This is a genomic window from Cypionkella sinensis (genome assembly GCF_042646385.1).
Classification (GTDB): Bacteria; Pseudomonadota; Alphaproteobacteria; order Rhodobacterales; family Rhodobacteraceae; genus Cypionkella; species Cypionkella sinensis.
The window spans coordinates 271,929-289,582 of record NZ_JBHRTO010000001.1; the positions used below are offsets into that span (position 1 = coordinate 271,929).

Sequence of the window (17,654 nt, forward strand, 5' to 3'; positions counted from 1 at the left end):
GGCGCCTCGCCTGCCCACCCATGCACTGCATTTACCCCTTAAACCCCGCCAGCCGTCGGAATGTCTCGGCGATCCCCGCCTGATCGACATTGGCGAAGGCGATGCGGATTTGGCGTTTGCCGGAGGCAGAGCCTTCGGGTTGGAACATGGTGCCGGGGAGCATCAAGAGGCCTGCTTCGGAGACAAGGCGTTTGCACAGGGCGTCAGAGGCGAGGGGGTAGGGGTGTTCGACATAGGCGAAATAGGCGCCGCAGCCGAGCAGTTTCCAATCGGGCAGTGCCGAGAAACCGCTGACCACGGCGGCGCGGCGGGCGAGGATTTCGGCGCGTTCGCCTGCGACCCATTGCGACAGGTTCTGCATCCCCCAAAGTGCGCCGATCTGGCCCAACTGGCTGGGGCAGATTGCGACGGTATCGAGGAATTTCTCGATCTGGAACAGCCGTTCAGCCGAGGCTGTGACGGCACCGACGCGGTGGCCGGTCAGGCGGTAGGCTTTCGAAAAGCTGTAAAGCTGGATCAGGGTGTCGTGCCAATCGGGATCAAGGAACAGATCATGCGGGCGACCTGTCCTGCTGTCGAAGTCGCGGTAAGTCTCATCCACGATCAGCGCGATGCCGTTGGCGCGGGCCAGATCGCGGAAGGCGGAGAGCGTCTCGGCAGGGTATTCGACGCCGCCGGGGTTGTTCGGGCTGACCAGCACGATGGCGCGGGTGCGGGGGGTGATCAGACGCTGGGCGGCCTCGGCCTCGGGGATCAGGCCGGGGCCTGCGGCGAGGGGGACGCATTTGACGCCCTGCATATCCAGCCACATTTTATGGTTGAAATACCAAGGCGTTGGCAGGATCACTTCATCGTCTTTTCCGGCCAGCGTGGACATCACCGCGCAAAAGGCCTGGTTGCAGCCTTGGGTGATTGCGGTCTGGCTTTCCAGCACGCTGCCGCCATAGGCCGCGGACCATTGCTTCGCGACTTCGGCGCGCAGAGCGGGCAGGCCAAGGACCGGGCCATAGAGATGCGCGTCGGGATTGTTCAGCGCGGCCTCGGCAAGGGCTTGGCGCAGGCCCAAAGGCGGGCTTTCGACCGGGGCAGCTTGGGAGATGTTGATCAGCGGACGCTCGGGCGGGAAGGTGACACCTTGCAGCCAACGCCGTGCCTCCATCACCGGGGGCGGATCGGTGGCGGCCATGGCGGGGTTGAGCGGGTGGATCATCGGGGCCTCGGGGTTGGGGTGGGTCGTGCTGGCTTCAGTGTTGATGGATGCGCGGGCGAGATCAAGGGGCAAGCGATTGGCCGGGATCAGCAAACTCTCCGGTGGAGAGTTTGCCCCGGTCACGTGGCGCGCTTGCGATAAACCGCCTCAGGCCGCGATGGCAGAGGGCAGCGCCTGACCTGGCGGGCGAGAAGCGCCTGCCATGGGCAGGGCAGGCGCTGCCCGGAGGCTTTGGGCCTCCGGGGTGGTTTGGGGGCGTTCCGCATGGCAGGGGCGATGGCCCCTGCCACTGGAAGCTGGTCGCCGGGGAAATGCTCAAGTGGTCGCGGCCTTCGCCGCGCGTTTGACCTTCAGCGCTTTGTATTCCTGCCAGATCAGCCCGATCATCAGCAGATCGAAGAACGCGAGCAGCAGCAGGAACGGCGAGCCGGAGTGCTGGAACTCAAAAATCTGGTAGATCACAAAGCCCGCCAGCACCGCCATCGCCGCAGGATAGGCCCAGAGGATGCGCGCCCAAAGCATCACCACCATCGCCAGCTTCAAGCCACCATGCAGCGCCAGATACCAGCCATAGAAATCCTGCGTCGCAACCGGAAATCCCTCCATCGCGCGCTGGGTCCAAGCGGCAAGCGTATCGGTCGGCGTCTCGGCAATCTGGAAATGCGTCAGCCAATAGATCAGCCGCGCAATCGGCGCGTTGGGGGTGACAAGCAGGCCAAACCCGGCGAGAAACTCGGCCGAACACAACAGGCCCTTGATCGCAAGGCTGGTTTCAAACAGCCAATGCAGCAGGCTGGCGCGGCTGGGGCGGGCGGGGGGCTTCATACCAGACCGGACGAGATGTGCGCGCAGGGCATTTTGCGGCCTTTCATTTGCCCGGCGATATGGGGCAAGAAAGACCACAGTTGCAAGCCCCTGTGCACCGCACGGGGTAGGGCTGTCGGCAAGGTGATCCGCGTTGTGCGATCAGTTGACCCGTTTGCAGTCATAAAAGCGCTCGGGGTGCTGTGTCATCTCCCAAGTGCCATAGTTACCTGCGCCATCGACCGAGTCGTCGCAATACCAGGTGCCGCTGTGATCGCCATCATCAATCGGTGCCGCGGCTTGGGGTGCGGGACGGGCCGTTGCTGCCGCATTTGAGGTTGGCGCATTATTCAACTCGCCATTCTCCAGCGCAGCGCAATAGGCTTGCCATTGTTTCACGCGGCCGAGGTTGCCCCAAAACCCACCCATTGCGCCCATGCCAGTTTCGCATTGCGAGGGCGTGAAGCCTGCGTAAGGATCGGAAGGCTGTTTTCGCGCCGCCCTTTCGGCAGCGGTGCTGCCCGTGCCATGGCGCCCATCTTCGCAAAAACCAGTGCCCGTGGGGTTCTTCAGTTCGCAGCCTTTGGAATCATTCGCAGAGATGGCCGCATCTCTTGAAGGCTGCGTGGTTGTCTGATTGGGATCGGGGCAACCAGCCATGAGCAGCGGCGCAAGCAATACAACGTAAGCGACTTTCACCATATCCTCCCCTCATCCTGTTTTTCACGGATTTGTGAAGGTTAATGATGCCGCAAATTCCGTCAAGAATTTTGCTTCGCGGCCCGCGATCAATCCGCGCCGCGGAAGGGTTGCACGTATTGCAGCGCCATATCCCAGGGGAAGAAGATCCAGGTGTCTTGGCTGACAGAGGTGATATAGGTGTCGGCCTGCTTTTCGCCCTCGGGCTTGGCGTAGACGCAGGCGAAATGCGCCTTTGGGTAAAGGCCGCGGATCAGCTCCAGCGTCTTGCCGGAATCGACCAGATCATCGACGATCAGGATGCCGGTGCCATCGCCCATCACATCGGCTTGCGGGGCTTTGATCACTTGCGCTTCGCGGCGCTGATCGGCCTTGCCGCCGCCGGAGTGGTAGGATTTCACGCTGATGGAATCGACCACGCGGATGTCCAACTCACGCGCGACGATCATCGCGGGCACGAGGCCGCCGCGGGTGATGCCGACCACGGCCTTCCATGCGCCGTTGTCCGGGCCTTTGCCATCCAGCCGCCACGCCAGCGCGCGGGCGTCGCGGTGCATCTGATCCCACGAGACATGAAAGCCTTTTTCATGCGGCAAGCGGTCGGTCATGGCGTGGCTCCTTTAGGTGGCAAGACGCGGGGGCCAGCCCCCGCACCCCCGGGATATTTATGGACAGATGAAACTCAGGTCGCGGCGATCTTGATGCCGAGGATGGCAAGCATGCCGCCGAAGCAGCGGTCGATGATGGATTTCAGGCTGATGTACGCGGCTTTAGAGCGGTTGAACGAGAAGATGCGGGCGACGAGGGTATTCCAGACCGTCTCATTCAGGAACACCACCAGCAAGAGCGCGCCGTAGACCCAAGCCGGGGTATGCGGCGGCACGGTGCCAACGAAGATCGCAGAGAACAGCACGGCGGGTTTCGGGTTGGCGAGTTGCGTGATCAGGCCAAGGCGGAAGGCGGATGCCGCGGTGCGCGGCGGGCGGGCGGTTTCGGTCATATCAAGCGGCTGGTCGGCGGTTTTCCACATGCCCCACGCCATATGGATCAGATACAGCCCGCCGATGATTTTAAGCGCGTAAAGCAGGGTGGGGGCAGCCTGAAACACCAGATTCAGCCCGAACAAGGCCGCCATCGCCCAGACCACGCCGCCAATGCCAATGCCACAGGCCAGAAAAAAGCCGGTGCGCAGACCCTCGGTCACGCCAGTGCGCGCCGACATCAGCACGGCGGGGCCGGGGCTGATCGCGGCCATCAGATGCAGGAAGGCGACGGCGAGAAAGGCGGCGAGGGTCATCACATGCGTCCTAATCCAAAGCTCAGTCTTTGCGGCCCGTGACCACATCAATATCTGGCGCATCGACGGCTTTCATGCCGACGACATGATAGCCTGCGTCAACGTGCAAATTCTCGCCGGTGGTGCCAGAGCCCAGATCGGACAGCAGGTAAAGGGCGGCCTTGCCGACCTCCTCCTGCGTGACATTGCGCCGCAGCGGCGAGTTCAACTCGTTCCACTTCATGATATAGCGGAAATCGCCGATACCCGATGCGGCCAGCGTCTTGATCGGCCCTGCCGAGATCGCATTGACCCGGATGCCGTCTTTGCCCAAGTCTTCGGCAAGATATTTCACCGATGCTTCAAGCCCGGCCTTGGCCACGCCCATCACGTTGTAATGCGGCATGACCTTTTCCGCGCCGTAATAGGTCAGGGTCAAAAGGCTGCCGCCTTCGTTCATCATCGCTGCTGCGCGCTGGCAGACGGCGGTGAAGGAATAGACGGAAATATCCATCGTCATCAGGAAGTTGGCGCGGGAAGTGTCAACATAGCGGCCACGCAATTCGTTCTTGTCGGAAAAGCCGATGGCGTGGACGACAAAGTCAATCTTGCCCCAAGCTTCGGACAAATGTGCGAACAGCGCATCAATCGATTCCTCGTTTGACACATCACATTCGACAAAGGTGTTCATCCCGATCGACGCCGCGAGCGGTTCGACACGCTTTTTCAGCGCCTCACCCTGATAGGAAAACGCAATCTCGGCACCCTGGGCGGCGATGGCTTGCGCGATGCCCCAGGCGATAGATTTGTCATTGGCCAGCCCCATGATCAGCCCACGTTTGCCCGCCATCAGCGTGCCCGTCACGAGTCCAGTTGACATTCGGTCTTCCCCGTCCACCATATTTCCTGAAAAAGCTGTGTAGGCGAAAGGCTGCCCTGCATCAAGGGTGCGGCATATCGTCAGAGAAGGAAGATCATGGACAGAAGTGGGATTTTTGCGGGCGATGACCCGTTTCAACTGGCGCAAAGCTGGCTGACGGCGGCGGAAGCCACCGAGCCGAACGATCCCAATGCGATTGCTTTGGCGACGGTGGATGCTGAGGGCATGCCTAATGTCCGCATGGTGCTGTTGAAAGACATCGAGCCGGCAGCTTTTGTGTTTTACACCAACTATGGCTCGGCCAAGGGGCGCGAGATTGACGCCTCGGGCAAGGCCGCGTTTGTGCTGCATTGGAAATCACTGCGCCGCCAGATCCGGGTGCGTGGTCTGGTCAGCCGCGAAGAGGGCAAACCGGCGGATGATTACTATGCCAGCCGCAGCCTGAAGTCGCGCTTGGGTGCCTGGGCCAGCGATCAGTCGCAGCCACTTTCTTCGCGGCTTAATCTGATGGCAGAGGTGGCAAAAGTTACGGCAGCCAAAGGGCCAAACCCCTCCCGTCCGCCGTTTTGGGGCGGCTTCCGCATTGTTCCTTTAGAGATGGAGTTCTGGGCTGATGGCAACTTTAGGTTGCATGATCGGTTTCGATGGACGCGACAAGCTATTGAAAAGCCGTGGGAAATTTCACGACTTAACCCGTAAATTTCACGAAGCGTGAAATGATCTGTGCGAAAATGTGGAAAAGATTGCGCTTGCAACGGCGGTAATTATGCCTGCATGACTAGACCCTAGGGGCTTAATCTGGGGAAACGGTCCTTCTATGAATGAAGAAGAAATGGACGTGCAAGTTCTGCATGGCCTCGTGAAGTGGTTCGATCCAGCCAAGGGTTTTGGCTTTATAGTCGCAGAGGGACACTCTGGGGATATATTGCTGCACGCCAATGTGCTGCGGAATTATGGGCAAAGCTCGGTCGCTGATGGCGCCGGGATCACGGTTAAAGTGCAACAAACCCAACGGGGTGTGCAGGCGGTAGAGGTCTTGAAGATCGAGCCACCTGCAGGGTCGGTATTTCCGCTTGGGGAAGATGCCGAGCATACAACGCCGGAAGAAATCGCTATCCTGCCGATGGAACCGGCACGGGTGAAGTGGTTCGACAAGGGCAAGGGCTTTGGTTTTGCCAATGTGTTTGGCCGCAACGAAGACGTTTTCGTGCATGTCGAAGTGCTGCGCCATTCCGGTTTTGCCGATCTTTCGGCGGGTGAGGCCGTGTGCCTGCGCATCGTCGAAGGCAAACGTGGGCGTATGGCGGTGCAGGTGTTGTCATGGGAAGCGGCAGTTCATTCCTGATCGGTTTGGCGGTGGTCTGGGCAGGCGCGGCCCACGCGGCTTGCGCGCCCGATACTGTCGAGCTGCGCGGCCCATCGGGCGTGCAGCGGTTTTCGGTACAGATTGCCGATTCCGAGGCGGAACGCAGCAAGGGCTTGATGTTTGTCGAAAAGATGCCCGCCTCTGCGGGCATGCTGTTTGTCTATGAGCAACCCAAACACGCCTATTTCTGGATGAAGAACACGCTGTTGCCGCTGGACATGGTATTCGCCGATGCGACGGGGCGGGTGACGGCGGTGCATAGCAATGCTGTGCCGATGGATGAAACACCAATTGATGGCGGCCCGGATGTGGCCGTGGTGCTGGAGATCAACGCAGGTCTCGCCAAACGCATGGGAATTGCGCCGGGTGCTGAGATGCGCAGCAGCGCAATTGATCAATCTGTTGCCGCATGGGCTTGTGGCGACGAGTAGTGCTTTTCAATCCCGCAAAAGCCGGGTAAGAGGCCGTCAGTCGGGGCGTAGCGCAGTCTGGTAGCGCGACGGTTTTGGGTACCGTAGGCCGGGGGTTCGAATCCTCTCGCCCCGACCACTTTCCAGAAATTCGAAGGATCGTAAGGGTTTGGGCACTTTGCTTGAGCCGTGCGCGCTGTGCTGGCTTGTCCGATGCTGCGCCGCAGCCCATATGTGGGCAAAGGAGCGCTGCGATGATCCAGTTTGACAACAGCTATCTGCGCGATTTGCCGGGAACTTATCTGCGGCAGGCGCCGGATGTTGCCCCCGCGCCGGAAGTGGTGGTGTTCAATGAGGCCCTCGCCGCCACGCTCGGCTTGCAGATCGACGATGCAGCGGGCTGGTTTTCCGGTGCCTTGGTGCCGCCGGGGGCTGATCCGGCAGCTTTGGCCTATGCCGGGCATCAGTTTGGTGGCTTCTCGCCCAGCCTTGGCGATGGGCGGGCGCATTTGTTGGGTGAATTTCTGGGGCCGGACGGGCGGCGCTGGGATCTGCAACTGAAAGGCTCGGGCCGCACACCGTTTTCGCGCGGCGGCGATGGCAAGGCGGCTTTGGGGCCGATGCTGCGGGAATACCTGATCTCGGAAGCGATGGCGGCGCTGGCTATTCCCACCACGCGGTCCTTAGCGGTGGTGACGACAGGGGAATCCGTGCGGCGCGAGGATGGCGCTTTGCCGGGGGCTGTGGTGGCGCGGGTGGCGGCCAGTCATATCCGGGTCGGCACGTTTCAGTTTTTCCATGTGCGGGGTGAGGGCGACAAGCTGCGGGCGCTGATGGAATACACCATCGCGCGGCATTATCCGGGGGTGGACGGCGCTTTGGGGCTGTTTGACGCGGTGGCGCAGGCGCAGGCGCGGCTGATCGCGCAATGGATGGGCGTGGGCTTCGTGCATGGCGTGATGAACACCGATAATATGGCGCTGTCGGGCGAGACGATTGACTATGGTCCCTGCGCCTTCATGGAGGATTATGTGCCGGGGACGGTGTTTTCCTCGATCGACCGGCAGGGGCGCTATGCCTATGCCAACCAGCCGCTGATTCTGGGCTGGAATCTGGCGCGGCTGGCGGAAACCTTGTTGGGGTTTTTCGATTCGGATGCGGACAAGGCTGTTGATATTGCGAACGAACGTCTGGGCGGGATCGCGGCGCTTTACCGTGACGCTTGGGTCGATGTGATGCGTGCCAAGCTGGGTCTGCAGGGTGCAGAGGCTTGCGATGGTGCGCTGGCGGATGATTTTCTGCTGGCGATCCAAGGCGTTGATTGGACGCTGGCGTTTCGGCGTCTGGCCGGGGCGGTATCGGATGAGGCCGCATATCTGGCCTTGTTCGAGGATGCGACGCTGCTGAAAGCATGGCTGCCGCGCTGGCATGCGCGGCGGCACCCCGATGCTGCGGTGGCGATGCGCGCGGTGAACCCAAGTGTGGTGCCGCGCAACCATCTGGTCGAAGCTGCCCTGCAAGCGGCCACGGCGGGCGATATGGCACCGTTCAACGCGCTTTTGGCGCAGGTGCGCGATCCGTTCGGGCCAGAGGCGGGGCGCGAGGCCTTCACCCTGCCTGCGCCCAGCGGGTTTGGGCGCTATGTCACCTATTGCGGCACCTGAGCCGGGCGGAATTTGCGCAAATTCCGGCACGATTTCCGCGCGGAAATCGCCGCTTCGCGGGCAGGGGCGTTGACGGATGACCTTTGGCTATGCAGGGTGCTGGCATGAATCCAAGGTCTGACATCCATGACAGGTTGGCTGCTTCGTTGCGCGAAGCCCGGAAAACCCGCGGCCTCAGCCTCGACGCAGTGGCAAAGCTGTCGGGCGTCAGCCGCTCGATGGTCAGTCAGATCGAGCGTGGGGAATCCTCGCCGACCGTGGCGACGCTTTGGAACCTGACGCAAGCGTTGCAGGTCGATTTTGCAGGCCTGCTGGAAGGCCGCGCCGAGGCCGGGATCGAGGTGATCCGCGCCGGTGCTGCCCCGGTGATTGGTGGGCGCGGCGTGGGTGTCTCGATCCGTATCCTATCGCCCGCTGATGCGGTGGGCGAGCATGAGGTTTACGATTTGCGCTTTGTGGCCAATGGTTTGCTCGATTCGGAACCCCATAGTGCGGGCTGCCGCGAGCATCTGACAGTGATCGAGGGCCAGATCCGCGTGCGCTCGGGCGAGGATGAGCAGGTGCTGGGGCCGGGCGACACCGCACGCTATATGGCCGACCGTAACCACGCGATTGCCGCCGAAGCAGGTGCCGCGCGCGCGCTTTTGATCGTTCAGGACAGCTGAAATTTCGGGAAAGCTGGGGGCTAGCCCCCAGACCCCCAGAGTATTTAGGCCAACGTGAAATAGAATCCGGTTTGACGGATGATTTTCCGTTATGTTGACTTTGAAATCGTCTTGCCGTTATATCCGCTAAGTTGGAGGAAATTCTGCCATGACAGATACACGATTTCTGAACCATTTGCGCGATACGCTGACGGGCATCGAGGCTGACGGCCTGATGAAGCGGGAGCGGTTGATTGAAGGTGGTCAAGGCGCAAGGGTGCGGGTGGCGGGGCGTGAGATGCTCAACCTCTGCGCCAATAACTATCTGGGTTTGGCGGATGATCCTCGGCTGGTGGCTGCGGCCAAATCGGCAATGGATAGCCATGGTTATGGCATGGCCTCGGTCCGGTTCATCTGTGGCACGCAGGATCTGCACCGCCAGTTGGAGCAGCGGATTGCAGGTTTTCTGGGCATGGAGGATTCGATCCTGTTTGCCGCCTGTTTCGATGCCAATGGCGGACTGTTCGAGCCGCTTTTGGGTGAGGCGGATGCGATTGTCTCGGACAGCCTTAACCACGCCTCGATCATCGACGGGGTGCGGCTGTGCAAGGCCAAGCGCTATCGCTTTGCCAACAACGACATGGTGGATCTGGAGGTGCAGCTTGCCACCGCCGTGAAGGATGGCGCGCGGTTCATCATGATTGCCACCGATGGCGTGTTCTCGATGGATGGCACTTTGGCCAATCTGGGGGCGATCGCGGCTTTGGCCGAGAAATACGGTGCGCTGACCATGGTGGATGATTGTCACGCGACGGGATTCATGGGGCCGCAGGGTCGCGGCACACCGGCCCATGCCGGGGTGAAGGTGGATGTGCTGACCGGCACGCTGGGCAAGGCTTTGGGCGGGGCGCTGGGCGGCTATATCGCCGGGCCGCAGCCGATGATTGACCTGCTGCGGCAACGGGCGCGGCCCTATCTGTTTTCCAACGCGCTACCGCCTGCGGTGGTGGGGGCGGCGCTGGCGGCGCTGGATATTGTCGAAGGTGCCGATGATCTGCGGGCGCGGCTGTTTCACAACGCGGCCTATTGGCGGGCGGGGTTGGAGGCTGCTGGCTTTCGGCTGTTGCCGGGGGAACATCCGATCATTCCGGTGATGCTGGGCGATGCCCCCTTGGCGCAGGCCTTTGCGCGGGCACTGGATGCGCGCGGCGTAATGGTTTCGGCGTTTTTCTATCCGGTGGTGCCGCATAGCGGGGCGCGGATCCGCACACAGATGAATGCGGCGCTGACGACGGATGATTTGGATTTTGCGCTTGCCGCGTTTGAGGCAGCGGGCAAGGAAGTGAGGGCGATCCGATGAAAACTCTGGTCAAGGCCAAGCCCGAGGTCGGGCTGTGGATGCAGGAACGCGGCGTGCCGGAAATCGGGCCCGAGGATGTGCTGATCAAGGTGAAGAAAACCGGGATCTGCGGCACTGATATTCACATCTGGAATTGGGACGAGTGGGCTGCGCGGACGGTGCCGGTTGGCCTCGTGACCGGGCATGAATTTGCCGGTGAGATCGTCGCCAAGGGGGCGCTGGTGGAAGGGCTTTCGATTGGTCAGCGTTGCTCGGGTGAGGGGCATCTGATTGGCAAGCTGTCCCGGCAAAGTCGCGCGGGCAAGTTTCATCTTGATCCGGCGACGCGGGGGATTGGGGTGAATGAACCGGGGGCTTTTGCGGAATATCTGCGGCTGCCCGCGTTCAATGTCGTGCCTTTGCCCGACAGCATTGATGACGAGATCGGCGCGATCCTCGACCCCTTGGGCAATGCGGTGCATACCGCGCTGAGCTTTGATCTGGTGGGTGAGGATGTTTTGATCACCGGGGCGGGGCCGATCGGCATCATGGCGGCGGCGGTGGCGCGGCATGTCGGCGCGCGGCATGTGGTGATCACCGATGTGAACCCGGCGCGGCTGGCATTGGCGGCGGAGGTGGCGGATGTGACCCCGGTCAACGTCGCCAGCGAAGATCTGAAGGATGTGATGGCGCGGCTGAAGATCGTGCAGGGCTTTGATGTCGGCATGGAAATGTCGGGCAATCAGCGGGCACTGGATCAGATGGTCGAGGCTTTGGTGATGGGCGGGCGGATCGCAATGCTGGGGATTCCGCCAGGCAAATCGCCGGTGGATTGGAGCCGGATCGTGTTCAAGGCGATCACCATCAAAGGCGTTTATGGCCGCGAGATTTTTGAGACCTGGTACAAGATGATCGCGATGCTGGAAAACGGTCTGGACGTGCGGAAAGTGATCACCCATCGCTTTGGCGTGGATGAGTTCCAGACCGGGTTTGAGGTGATGCGGTCGGGGCAATCGGGCAAGGTGGTGTTGGACTGGGGCTGAGGTCCCGAGTTGGGACCATCGGGATATTGCCCTAAATCAGGGGCTTACGTGCCATCGTTCAGACTTTGATAATCTTTGTGAAATTGGGGGAGGCCACGGCCTCCCCCGCAATCATTCTACTCGGCCTGATCGGCGGGTTTGGCGTTCAGTTGGGCGTATTTCTCTTCGCCCATGCGTTCCAGCAGGCCAAGCTGGGTTTCCAGAAAGTCGATGTGGCCTTCTTCATCCGCGGTCAGCTCGTCAAACAGCGACCGCGTGACGAAATCGCCGACCTGATCGCAATAGCGCCGCGCCTCGATATAAAGCGTGCGGGCCTCGTGTTCGGCGGCAAGGTCGGCTTCCAGCGTTTCGCGCGGGGTTTGGCCGATGCGCAGCGAATCGAGCTTTTGCAGGTTCGGGTGGCCTTCGAGGAAAATGATTCGCGCGATCAGCCGGTCGGCGTGCTGCATCTCCTCGATGCTTTCGGCGCGGCTTTTCGCGGCCAGATGGCCCAAGCCCCAATCATCCTGCAGGCGGTAATGCAGCCAATACTGGCTGACGGCAGTCAGTTCAGAGCGCAGCGCCGCGTTGAGATACTCGATGACTTTGGGGTCGCCCTTCATGGGAAATTCCTTTTCTGCGGCCGAGGTTGGGGATCTGCTGGCCCGCAGGCGCAGCGGATGCAACGCCAAAATTCGCAGATTGCCGCATGGTGTCAAGGAACAAGGGCATGCAGCCACCACAGTCGGCGCGTTTGCCCAAGGCGTGATAGATCTTGCCCGGCGTGATGATGGTGTCGGGATCGGCGGCGCGCATCCAAGTGACGGCGGCGCGGATGTCATGATCCGAAATGGCTTGGCAGTGGCAGACGATCACTTGGGCACCCAATCTTTCAAGGCGGGTTTCGGCCTTAACCTAGAGAAACGCTCGGAAATGTAAATCTGATTCTTTTACTTGGGGATTTGCAGCGTTCACATTTGGGTGCCCTTTGCGGCGATTGACCCTCGACGGCGGCAAGGCAGGCTGAGACAGTTCGCCAAAGCGGTGAGCAACACGGGGGCAGGGGTGAACGGGTTCGATCAGATCATGCCGGTGGTCGATCTGGCGGCGGCGGTGGTGTTTGCCACCACGGGCGCGCTGGTGGCATCGCGCAAGGAAATGGACATTCTGGGGTTTCTCTGGCTGGGCGCGATCACCGGGGTGGGTGGCGGCACGGTGCGCGATTTGCTGTTGGGGTTGCCAGTGTTCTGGGTGGCGAACCCCGCGCCGATGGCGTTGTGCCTTCTGGCGGCGGGGCTGGTGCATTTCACTGCGCATCTGGTGGCGTCACGCTATCGTGTGCTGTTGTGGCTGGATGCGGTGGGGATGGCGCTGGTGACGGTGGCGGGCACCGCGAAGGCCACCGATGCCGGGGCTGGTCCGCTGATTGCGGTGGTGATGGGGGTGGTCACGGCCTCGGTCGGCGGCATCATCCGCGATGTTTTGGGGCAAGAGCCGTCGATCGTGCTGCGGCGCGAGATCTATGTGACGGCCTCGGCTGCGGGGGCAGCGGTGTTCATCGCGGCCCATGCCGTTGACGTGCCGCAGCCAATGGCGATGGCGCTGGGCGCGGTGACGGCTTTTGCCATTCGTGGCCTTGCCATTGCGCTGGATTGGTCACTGCCGGTCTATCGCCCCAGACCGGGGCGCAACCCCGACGACATCTGAGCAGGTTTTTATCGGCTGGTCTTGTGGGAGAATGACCTTGGAGGCGGGTATCGGAATCGAACCGATCTACATGGATTTGCAATCCAGCGCATAGCCTGCCTGCCCACCCGCCCCTTAGGTCTGGCTGAAATAGGGGATATGGCGGGGGGGTGCAAGGGGGTTTGTGGGAATTGGGCGGCGGGGCTTGTGGTTGGCGACAGTGCGGTTATATTTCCCGATAGAAACAGTCAGAGAAAGCCCTGCGATGCAGCTTGTTGGAACTTTTGCCACCCCGAACGCCTCGAAATACCTGCAACAACTGTGCAAGCATTTTGCCCACAAGATCGACGTCAGCTTTGACGAAACCAGCGGGCGTATCCCGTTCACGCTGGGTGTGGCCGAGGTCAGCGCCAATGCCGAGGCCTTGCAGGTGCGGTTTGCCGATGTGGCGGATGCCGCGCGTGCCGATGCAAAATCGGTGATCGACCGCCATCTGGAACGCTTTGCCTTCCGTGAAGGCTTTACCGCGATGAATTGGCAAGACTAGGCGAACACCGCACGGCAGGCTCGTGAAAAACCAAAAAGGCCGCTCAACCGAGCGGCCTTTTTGATACTGGAGCGGGCGATGAGATTCGAACTCACGACCCTAACCTTGGCAAGGTTATGCTCTACCCCTGAGCTACGCCCGCACTCCGTAGCGGGGTATTTAGCGAGGTGTTGGGGGCGGCGCAAGGGCTAATTCTGCGGAATTTTCACGCCGTTTTGCCAGACGGTTTGCAGCGCCCAATCCGGGGTCAGATGCACCAGATCGGCGGGCCGACCTGCGCGGAGGGTGCCCGCTGGGCTGCGGATCAGGCGGGCGGGGATGCTGGTGGCCATCGCCAGCGCGCGGGCAGGGGCGATGTGCAGTTGGGTGATCAGCAGGCGGATGGCCTGCGGCAGGCTGAGGTCGGCGCCGGCGAGGGTGCCATCGGCAAGGGTCAGCCGCCCGTTCTGGCGCAGGATGCGGCGGTTGCCGAGGGTGAATTCGGTCAGGTCGGTGCCTGCGACCGCCATCGCGTCCGACACCAGAAACAGGCCGTCTTGCCGCGCGGCGAGGGCTGTGCGCAGGCTGGCGGGGTGAACGTGCAGCCCGTCGGCGATGATGCCCGCGTGCAGATGTCCGGAAAGGACCGCGCCGACCAGACCGGGCTCACGGTTGCCAAGTTGCGACATGGCGTTGAACAGATGGGTGACGCAGGCCGCCCCGGCTTGGGTCGCGGCATTGGCCTCGGCATAGGTCGCTTCGGTATGGCCGAGCGAGACCACGGCCCCGGCATGGGTCAGTGCTGCGATCTGCGCGGGTGTGACCGAAGCGGGCGCAAGCGTCAGCATCAGGGCGGGAAGCTGGGCGGCGGCGGCGCAAAGCTCGGCCAGATCGGCTTCGGACATCGGGCGGATCAGGGAAGGGTCATGCGCGCCCTGACGGCGCGGGTCGAGGTGGGGGCCTTCGAGATGCAGGCCAAGAAAACCGGGGGTGCAGGCGGTTGCGGCAGCGATGCCTGCGGCGATAACGGCACTGGTGGCGGTGGGGGTATCGGTGATCAGGGTGGGCAGGATACCGGTTCCCCCCAACCGGGCATGGGTAGCGCAGATCGTGGCGATTGTTTCCGGCGTGGCGCTGCCGTCGAGCATCATCCCCGCGCCGCCGTTGACTTGCAGATCAATCAGGCCGGGGGCAAGCGTGCCTTGCAGCGCCTGCCGCTCAGCAGCCGGGGCCTCGGCGCTGGGCAACACTGCGGTGATTTCACCGCCCTCGATGACCACGGCATGATCGGGCAGCATTTGCGTGCCGTCAAACACTTGGGCGGCGGTCAGGATCAGGCGGCTCATAGCGTTTGTGTCACTTTGCGCAGATGCGGCGGGGTGTCGGGGTCAAAGCCGCGACGGCGGGCGAGTTGCTCGACGAAATGGTAAAAGCTGACGCCATTCACCAAAGGTGCCACCAGCGGGTGCAGATTTTGCACGGCGGGCAGGGTGGTGCAGCCTGCCGCCGCGGCCCCGGTGATGAACACGTCTGCGCCTTGCGCCGCCAAGCGTTCGGCAGTGGCTTTGATCTGCGGTAAAGCGGCGTCATCCACCGCCAGCGCCAGCACCGGAAAACGCTCTTGCACGATGGCAGAGGGGCCGTGCAACACTTCGGCGGCGGAATAGCCTTCGGCGTGCAAGCCGCAGGTTTCCTTGAACTTTAGCGCGACTTCAGAGGCAATCGCAAAGCCGGGGCCACGGCCCAGCACGAAGGCTTGCTGCGCGCGCGACAGACGGTTCGACAGCGGCGACCAGTCTTGCGCCAACGCCTCGGCAAAGGCGCGCGGCAGATCAGCCACGGCGGCGCGCAGGGCGGTGTCGTTCTGCCATTCGGCCAGCAGGGCAAGGCCCGCGACCACCGAACTGATGAAGGTTTTGGTGGCGGCGACGCTTTTCTCCTCACCCGCCGCCAGCGGCAGGCAATGGGCGGCGGCCTGCGCCATCGGGGCGTCGGCGAAATTGGTGATGGCAAGCGTCAGCGCCCCACCGGCGCGGGCGGCTTCGGTCATTGCCACGATGTCGGGGCTTTTGCCGGATTGCGAAATCCCGATACAGGCCGCGCCCGCCAGATGCAGCGGACGCCCATAGATCGAGGCAATCGAGGGGCCGACAGAAGCCACCGGAATGCCCGCCAGCAGTTCCACCGCATATTTCAGATAGGTCGCGGCATGGTCCGACGATCCGCGCGCCACGGTGACGATCAGCTTGGGGTCGGTCGCCTGCATCGCAGCGGCTGCGGCCTTCACCTGTGCTGCGCTTTGCGTCAGAAACCGCTGCGCCGCCTGCGGAATTTCCGCGACTTCGCGCGCCATATGGGATTGGGTCATGTGCTTTGTCCTTCGTCTTCGGGGCCGATCTGAAGTTCGGCTGCAAAATCATAGGCATCGCCGCGATAGAGCGAGCGGGTGAACTCGACCACGGCACCAGAGGCCAGATAGGAAATCCGCTCGATCCGCAGGCCAGCGGCGCCCATCGCCACATGCAAAAGCTCGGCGTCGCGCTTGCCAAGGTTGGCCGCCGAGATGCGTTGCACGGCGCGCACCGGGCGGTGGCCGCGCGCGGTCAGCGTGGCGTAAAGCGAGCGTTCCACGGACGTCGGATCGGGCAGGATCGCGGTAGAAAGTGAGGCGCGTTCGATCGCCATCGGCTGTCCGTCAATGGTGCGCACGCGTTCCAGCCGCGCCACGCGATCTTGCGCGGCAAGGCCAAGCGCCATGACTTCCTCGGGGGTAGGCAGGAACAAGCCACGCTCCAGCCAGCGCGATTCGGTGGTAAGTCCGCGCCGCGCCATGTCTTCGGTGAACGAAGTCAGCCGCGACAAAGACTGCTGCACGCGGGATTGGCGTGGCGCGATATAGCTGCCAGAGCCTTGTTTTTGCACCACAATGCCCTTGCCGACCAGATCGGCAATCGCCTTGCGCACGGTGACGCGCGAGGTATCGGTCAGGGCTGCGATTTCTCGTTCCGGCGGCAAGGGCGTGTCGGGGGCGAGAAACCCGCTGTCGATGCCGCTTTCCAGCCGCTTGCGCAGTTGCACGTAAAGCGGGCCTGCGGCGGGGTTCAGCCAGAGCGCGGGGCTGAGAAACTCGGCGATATTCATAGCACCACTCCGGCGGCGCGGGCGGCCAGCGCCAAGGCGCCATCAAGGGCGGTGCCTTTGGGGGCAATGCTGGGCAGGTTCAGCCAGCGGGCATAGGCGGGGCCAAGGCCGCCGGTCAGGCAGAACGCTTCCGAGCCCGTCCAGCCGACCACGTCCAGCGCGCGGCGGATATAGGCGGCACCTTCCTGCATCAGGCGCGCGCCCAAAGGATCACCCGCTTCCGCGGCGGCGACCACATCGCGGGCGAGGCGGGCGTAATCGGCGGGCTGCGAGTTCAGCGAGAACAGCACGATCTGCCCCGGATCATCGCCATGCTCTTTCAGGATTGCCCGTGAAAGCTCGGTATGGGCGGCAAAGCCATCGACGGCGAGCATCACCTCCTCAAGGCAGCGACGCAGCAGCCACGCGCCCGAGGCCTGATCGCCGATATAAAACCCCCAGCCGCCGACGCCGTGGATCTGCCCCGCCACTTGCCGCCCGATGAAAGATCCGGTGCCGATGGCAGCCAGCGCGCCATCCACCTCGCCCAAGGCTCCGGCGATGGTGGTGGGGCGGTCGTCGGTGACTTGGGCCTGCGGGAAGGGCAGGTGCGCGGCGACACGGTTCGCAATCGCGGTGTTCATCACGCCTGCCAGGCCAAGATGCGCATGGGCTTGGGCCAGGTCGGCCATGCCAAGCCCCGCGCGTTCGGCAAGTTGGGCCAGCGCCGCGTTGATCGTATCAAGCGCCGCATCAAAATCGGTCGAGACATTGGCAGGGCCCAGCACCACGTCATAACGGGCGTTTGGCCCGGCCAGCAACGTGGCACGGCAAGAGGTGCCACCACCATCCACGCCGATCAGATAAGGGCCGTTCGAGTCTGTGTTTGTATGTGCCATGACAATACCATTATGATACCTTTCAAAAAATGCAACGGATTTATTCAGACGTATGTCAGAAATTACGCGCTTTATGTGGTGTTCTTACGGGGTATGCAGATTTTATTGG

General features: G+C 62.3%; 22 protein-coding genes and 3 tRNA genes. 11 read left to right on the forward strand and 14 right to left on the reverse strand.

The genetic code is table 11. The annotated features are described in order from the left end of the window. Nucleotides 1–31 precede the first annotated feature (31 nt). From ACFOGH_RS01340 to fabI, 6 genes are all read right to left on the reverse strand, one after another. On the reverse strand, nucleotides 32–1,210 hold the full coding sequence (locus ACFOGH_RS01340) for an aminotransferase (protein ID WP_380073943.1): 1,179 nt from the start codon (nucleotides 1,208–1,210) through the stop codon (nucleotides 32–34). A gap of 315 nt (nucleotides 1,211–1,525) precedes the next feature. Then, nucleotides 1,526–2,035 (reverse strand): DUF2127 domain-containing protein, encoded by a 510-nt coding sequence (locus ACFOGH_RS01345; RefSeq protein ID WP_380071257.1) that lies wholly within the window; start codon nucleotides 2,033–2,035, stop codon nucleotides 1,526–1,528. A 141-nt stretch (nucleotides 2,036–2,176) separates the two neighbouring features. Continuing rightward, nucleotides 2,177–2,716 carry a hypothetical protein gene (locus ACFOGH_RS01350; protein WP_380071258.1) on the reverse strand — a complete coding sequence of 180 codons (540 nt, stop codon included), beginning with the start codon at nucleotides 2,714–2,716 and terminating at the stop codon, nucleotides 2,177–2,179. Nucleotides 2,717–2,802: 86 nt separating this feature from the next. Beyond that, nucleotides 2,803–3,321 (reverse strand): xanthine phosphoribosyltransferase, encoded by a 519-nt coding sequence (gene gpt, locus ACFOGH_RS01355; RefSeq protein ID WP_380071259.1) that lies wholly within the window; start codon nucleotides 3,319–3,321, stop codon nucleotides 2,803–2,805. Between the two features lie 74 nt (nucleotides 3,322–3,395). Next, complete coding sequence (locus tag ACFOGH_RS01360) at nucleotides 3,396–4,010, reverse strand: LysE family translocator (protein ID WP_380071260.1); 615 nt, start codon at nucleotides 4,008–4,010, stop codon at nucleotides 3,396–3,398. Between the two features lie 22 nt (nucleotides 4,011–4,032). Then, complete coding sequence (fabI, locus tag ACFOGH_RS01365) at nucleotides 4,033–4,869, reverse strand: enoyl-ACP reductase FabI (protein WP_380071261.1); 837 nt, start codon at nucleotides 4,867–4,869, stop codon at nucleotides 4,033–4,035. A gap of 96 nt (nucleotides 4,870–4,965) precedes the next feature. Here fabI and pdxH point away from each other — a divergent pair, with 96 nt between their 5' ends. The 8 genes from pdxH to tdh all read left to right on the forward strand — a co-directional run bounded on the left by pdxH (nucleotide 4,966) and on the right by tdh (nucleotide 11,335). Then, nucleotides 4,966–5,568: a pyridoxamine 5'-phosphate oxidase gene (gene pdxH, locus ACFOGH_RS01370; RefSeq protein ID WP_380071262.1), complete on the forward strand. Its 603-nt coding sequence runs from the start codon at nucleotides 4,966–4,968 to the stop codon at nucleotides 5,566–5,568. Between the two features lie 118 nt (nucleotides 5,569–5,686). After that, nucleotides 5,687–6,214: a cold-shock protein gene (locus ACFOGH_RS01375; protein ID WP_380071263.1), complete on the forward strand. Its 528-nt coding sequence runs from the start codon at nucleotides 5,687–5,689 to the stop codon at nucleotides 6,212–6,214. Beyond that, nucleotides 6,190–6,666: a DUF192 domain-containing protein gene (locus tag ACFOGH_RS01380; protein ID WP_380071264.1), complete on the forward strand. Its 477-nt coding sequence runs from the start codon at nucleotides 6,190–6,192 to the stop codon at nucleotides 6,664–6,666. Before ACFOGH_RS01375 ends, ACFOGH_RS01380 begins: the two co-directional genes overlap by 25 nt. 41 nt (nucleotides 6,667–6,707) lie before the next feature. Beyond that, nucleotides 6,708–6,784, forward strand: a tRNA-Pro gene (locus ACFOGH_RS01385). 115 nt (nucleotides 6,785–6,899) lie between these two features. Continuing rightward, nucleotides 6,900–8,309, forward strand: a complete 1,410-nt coding sequence (locus ACFOGH_RS01390) for a protein adenylyltransferase SelO (protein ID WP_380071265.1) — start codon at nucleotides 6,900–6,902, stop codon at nucleotides 8,307–8,309. A 104-nt stretch (nucleotides 8,310–8,413) separates the two neighbouring features. Further along, complete coding sequence (locus ACFOGH_RS01395) at nucleotides 8,414–8,974, forward strand: helix-turn-helix domain-containing protein (protein ID WP_380071266.1); 561 nt, start codon at nucleotides 8,414–8,416, stop codon at nucleotides 8,972–8,974. 148 nt (nucleotides 8,975–9,122) lie between these two features. Beyond that, nucleotides 9,123–10,313 carry a glycine C-acetyltransferase gene (locus tag ACFOGH_RS01400; protein ID WP_380071267.1) on the forward strand — a complete coding sequence of 397 codons (1,191 nt, stop codon included), beginning with the start codon at nucleotides 9,123–9,125 and terminating at the stop codon, nucleotides 10,311–10,313. Beyond that, nucleotides 10,310–11,335, forward strand: a complete 1,026-nt coding sequence (gene tdh, locus ACFOGH_RS01405; protein ID WP_380071268.1) for an L-threonine 3-dehydrogenase — start codon at nucleotides 10,310–10,312, stop codon at nucleotides 11,333–11,335. The genes ACFOGH_RS01400 and tdh overlap by 4 nt, the downstream gene beginning before the upstream one ends. A 116-nt stretch (nucleotides 11,336–11,451) precedes the next feature. Here tdh and bfr read toward each other — a convergent pair whose 3' ends face one another. Next, on the reverse strand, nucleotides 11,452–11,937 hold the full coding sequence (bfr, locus tag ACFOGH_RS01410; protein ID WP_380071269.1) for a bacterioferritin: 486 nt from the start codon (nucleotides 11,935–11,937) through the stop codon (nucleotides 11,452–11,454). Further along, complete coding sequence (locus ACFOGH_RS01415; protein ID WP_380071270.1) at nucleotides 11,885–12,130, reverse strand: (2Fe-2S)-binding protein; 246 nt, start codon at nucleotides 12,128–12,130, stop codon at nucleotides 11,885–11,887. Before ACFOGH_RS01415 ends, bfr begins: the two co-directional genes overlap by 53 nt. Here ACFOGH_RS01415 and ACFOGH_RS01420 point away from each other — a divergent pair. After that, nucleotides 12,080–12,253, forward strand: coding sequence for a hypothetical protein (locus tag ACFOGH_RS01420; protein ID WP_380074018.1), 174 nt, complete (start codon nucleotides 12,080–12,082; stop codon nucleotides 12,251–12,253). The genes ACFOGH_RS01415 and ACFOGH_RS01420 overlap by 51 nt on opposite strands. Nucleotides 12,254–12,379: 126 nt before the next feature. Beyond that, nucleotides 12,380–13,021 carry a trimeric intracellular cation channel family protein gene (locus tag ACFOGH_RS01425; protein WP_380071271.1) on the forward strand — a complete coding sequence of 214 codons (642 nt, stop codon included), beginning with the start codon at nucleotides 12,380–12,382 and terminating at the stop codon, nucleotides 13,019–13,021. A gap of 38 nt (nucleotides 13,022–13,059) precedes the next feature. On the opposite strand, the gene ACFOGH_RS01430 is transcribed toward ACFOGH_RS01425, so the two are convergent. Beyond that, nucleotides 13,060–13,133, reverse strand: a tRNA-Cys gene (locus ACFOGH_RS01430). A gap of 132 nt (nucleotides 13,134–13,265) precedes the next feature. Here ACFOGH_RS01430 and ACFOGH_RS01435 point away from each other — a divergent pair. After that, on the forward strand, nucleotides 13,266–13,547 hold the full coding sequence (locus ACFOGH_RS01435) for a DUF2218 domain-containing protein (protein ID WP_380071272.1): 282 nt from the start codon (nucleotides 13,266–13,268) through the stop codon (nucleotides 13,545–13,547). Nucleotides 13,548–13,614: 67 nt separating this feature from the next. Here the strand turns inward: ACFOGH_RS01435 and ACFOGH_RS01440 are convergent. The 5 genes from ACFOGH_RS01440 to ACFOGH_RS01460 form a co-directional block, all read right to left on the reverse strand. After that, nucleotides 13,615–13,689: transfer RNA gene (locus tag ACFOGH_RS01440), tRNA-Gly, on the reverse strand. 46 nt (nucleotides 13,690–13,735) lie between these two features. Beyond that, nucleotides 13,736–14,872, reverse strand: coding sequence for an N-acetylglucosamine-6-phosphate deacetylase (gene nagA / locus ACFOGH_RS01445; protein ID WP_380071273.1), 1,137 nt, complete (start codon nucleotides 14,870–14,872; stop codon nucleotides 13,736–13,738). After that, a complete protein-coding gene (locus ACFOGH_RS01450) occupies nucleotides 14,869–15,894 on the reverse strand; it encodes an SIS domain-containing protein (RefSeq protein WP_380071274.1) in 1,026 nt (341 codons plus the stop codon). Before ACFOGH_RS01450 ends, nagA begins: the two co-directional genes overlap by 4 nt. Then, nucleotides 15,891–16,667: a GntR family transcriptional regulator gene (locus ACFOGH_RS01455; protein ID WP_380071275.1), complete on the reverse strand. Its 777-nt coding sequence runs from the start codon at nucleotides 16,665–16,667 to the stop codon at nucleotides 15,891–15,893. Before ACFOGH_RS01455 ends, ACFOGH_RS01450 begins: the two co-directional genes overlap by 4 nt. Continuing rightward, a complete protein-coding gene (locus tag ACFOGH_RS01460) occupies nucleotides 16,664–17,545 on the reverse strand; it encodes a BadF/BadG/BcrA/BcrD ATPase family protein (RefSeq protein WP_380071276.1) in 882 nt (293 codons plus the stop codon). Before ACFOGH_RS01460 ends, ACFOGH_RS01455 begins: the two co-directional genes overlap by 4 nt. Nucleotides 17,546–17,654: the final 109 nt, after the last annotated feature.

Bases quoted from the DNA above. Each gene is read 5' to 3' on its own strand.
- ACFOGH_RS01340 (WP_380073943.1), bottom strand. From the start codon at position 1,210: ATGATCCACCCGCTCAACCCCGCCATGGCCGCCACCGATCCGCCCCCG.
- ACFOGH_RS01345 (WP_380071257.1), bottom strand. From the start codon at position 2,035: ATGAAGCCCCCCGCCCGCCCCAGCCGCGCCAGCCTGCTGCATTGGCTG.
- ACFOGH_RS01350 (WP_380071258.1), bottom strand. From the start codon at position 2,716: ATGGTGAAAGTCGCTTACGTTGTATTGCTTGCGCCGCTGCTCATGGCT.
- gpt (WP_380071259.1), bottom strand. From the start codon at position 3,321: ATGACCGACCGCTTGCCGCATGAAAAAGGCTTTCATGTCTCGTGGGAT.
- ACFOGH_RS01360 (WP_380071260.1), bottom strand. From the start codon at position 4,010: ATGACCCTCGCCGCCTTTCTCGCCGTCGCCTTCCTGCATCTGATGGCC.
- fabI (WP_380071261.1), bottom strand. From the start codon at position 4,869: ATGTCAACTGGACTCGTGACGGGCACGCTGATGGCGGGCAAACGTGGG.
- pdxH (WP_380071262.1), top strand. From the start codon at position 4,966: ATGGACAGAAGTGGGATTTTTGCGGGCGATGACCCGTTTCAACTGGCG.
- ACFOGH_RS01375 (WP_380071263.1), top strand. From the start codon at position 5,687: ATGAATGAAGAAGAAATGGACGTGCAAGTTCTGCATGGCCTCGTGAAG.
- ACFOGH_RS01380 (WP_380071264.1), top strand. From the start codon at position 6,190: ATGGGAAGCGGCAGTTCATTCCTGATCGGTTTGGCGGTGGTCTGGGCA.
- ACFOGH_RS01390 (WP_380071265.1), top strand. From the start codon at position 6,900: ATGATCCAGTTTGACAACAGCTATCTGCGCGATTTGCCGGGAACTTAT.
- ACFOGH_RS01395 (WP_380071266.1), top strand. From the start codon at position 8,414: ATGAATCCAAGGTCTGACATCCATGACAGGTTGGCTGCTTCGTTGCGC.
- ACFOGH_RS01400 (WP_380071267.1), top strand. From the start codon at position 9,123: ATGACAGATACACGATTTCTGAACCATTTGCGCGATACGCTGACGGGC.
- tdh (WP_380071268.1), top strand. From the start codon at position 10,310: ATGAAAACTCTGGTCAAGGCCAAGCCCGAGGTCGGGCTGTGGATGCAG.
- bfr (WP_380071269.1), bottom strand. From the start codon at position 11,937: ATGAAGGGCGACCCCAAAGTCATCGAGTATCTCAACGCGGCGCTGCGC.
- ACFOGH_RS01415 (WP_380071270.1), bottom strand. From the start codon at position 12,130: ATGCGCGCCGCCGATCCCGACACCATCATCACGCCGGGCAAGATCTAT.
- ACFOGH_RS01435 (WP_380071272.1), top strand. From the start codon at position 13,266: ATGCAGCTTGTTGGAACTTTTGCCACCCCGAACGCCTCGAAATACCTG.
- nagA (WP_380071273.1), bottom strand. From the start codon at position 14,872: ATGAGCCGCCTGATCCTGACCGCCGCCCAAGTGTTTGACGGCACGCAA.
- ACFOGH_RS01450 (WP_380071274.1), bottom strand. From the start codon at position 15,894: ATGACCCAATCCCATATGGCGCGCGAAGTCGCGGAAATTCCGCAGGCG.
- ACFOGH_RS01455 (WP_380071275.1), bottom strand. From the start codon at position 16,667: ATGAATATCGCCGAGTTTCTCAGCCCCGCGCTCTGGCTGAACCCCGCC.
- ACFOGH_RS01460 (WP_380071276.1), bottom strand. From the start codon at position 17,545: ATGGCACATACAAACACAGACTCGAACGGCCCTTATCTGATCGGCGTG.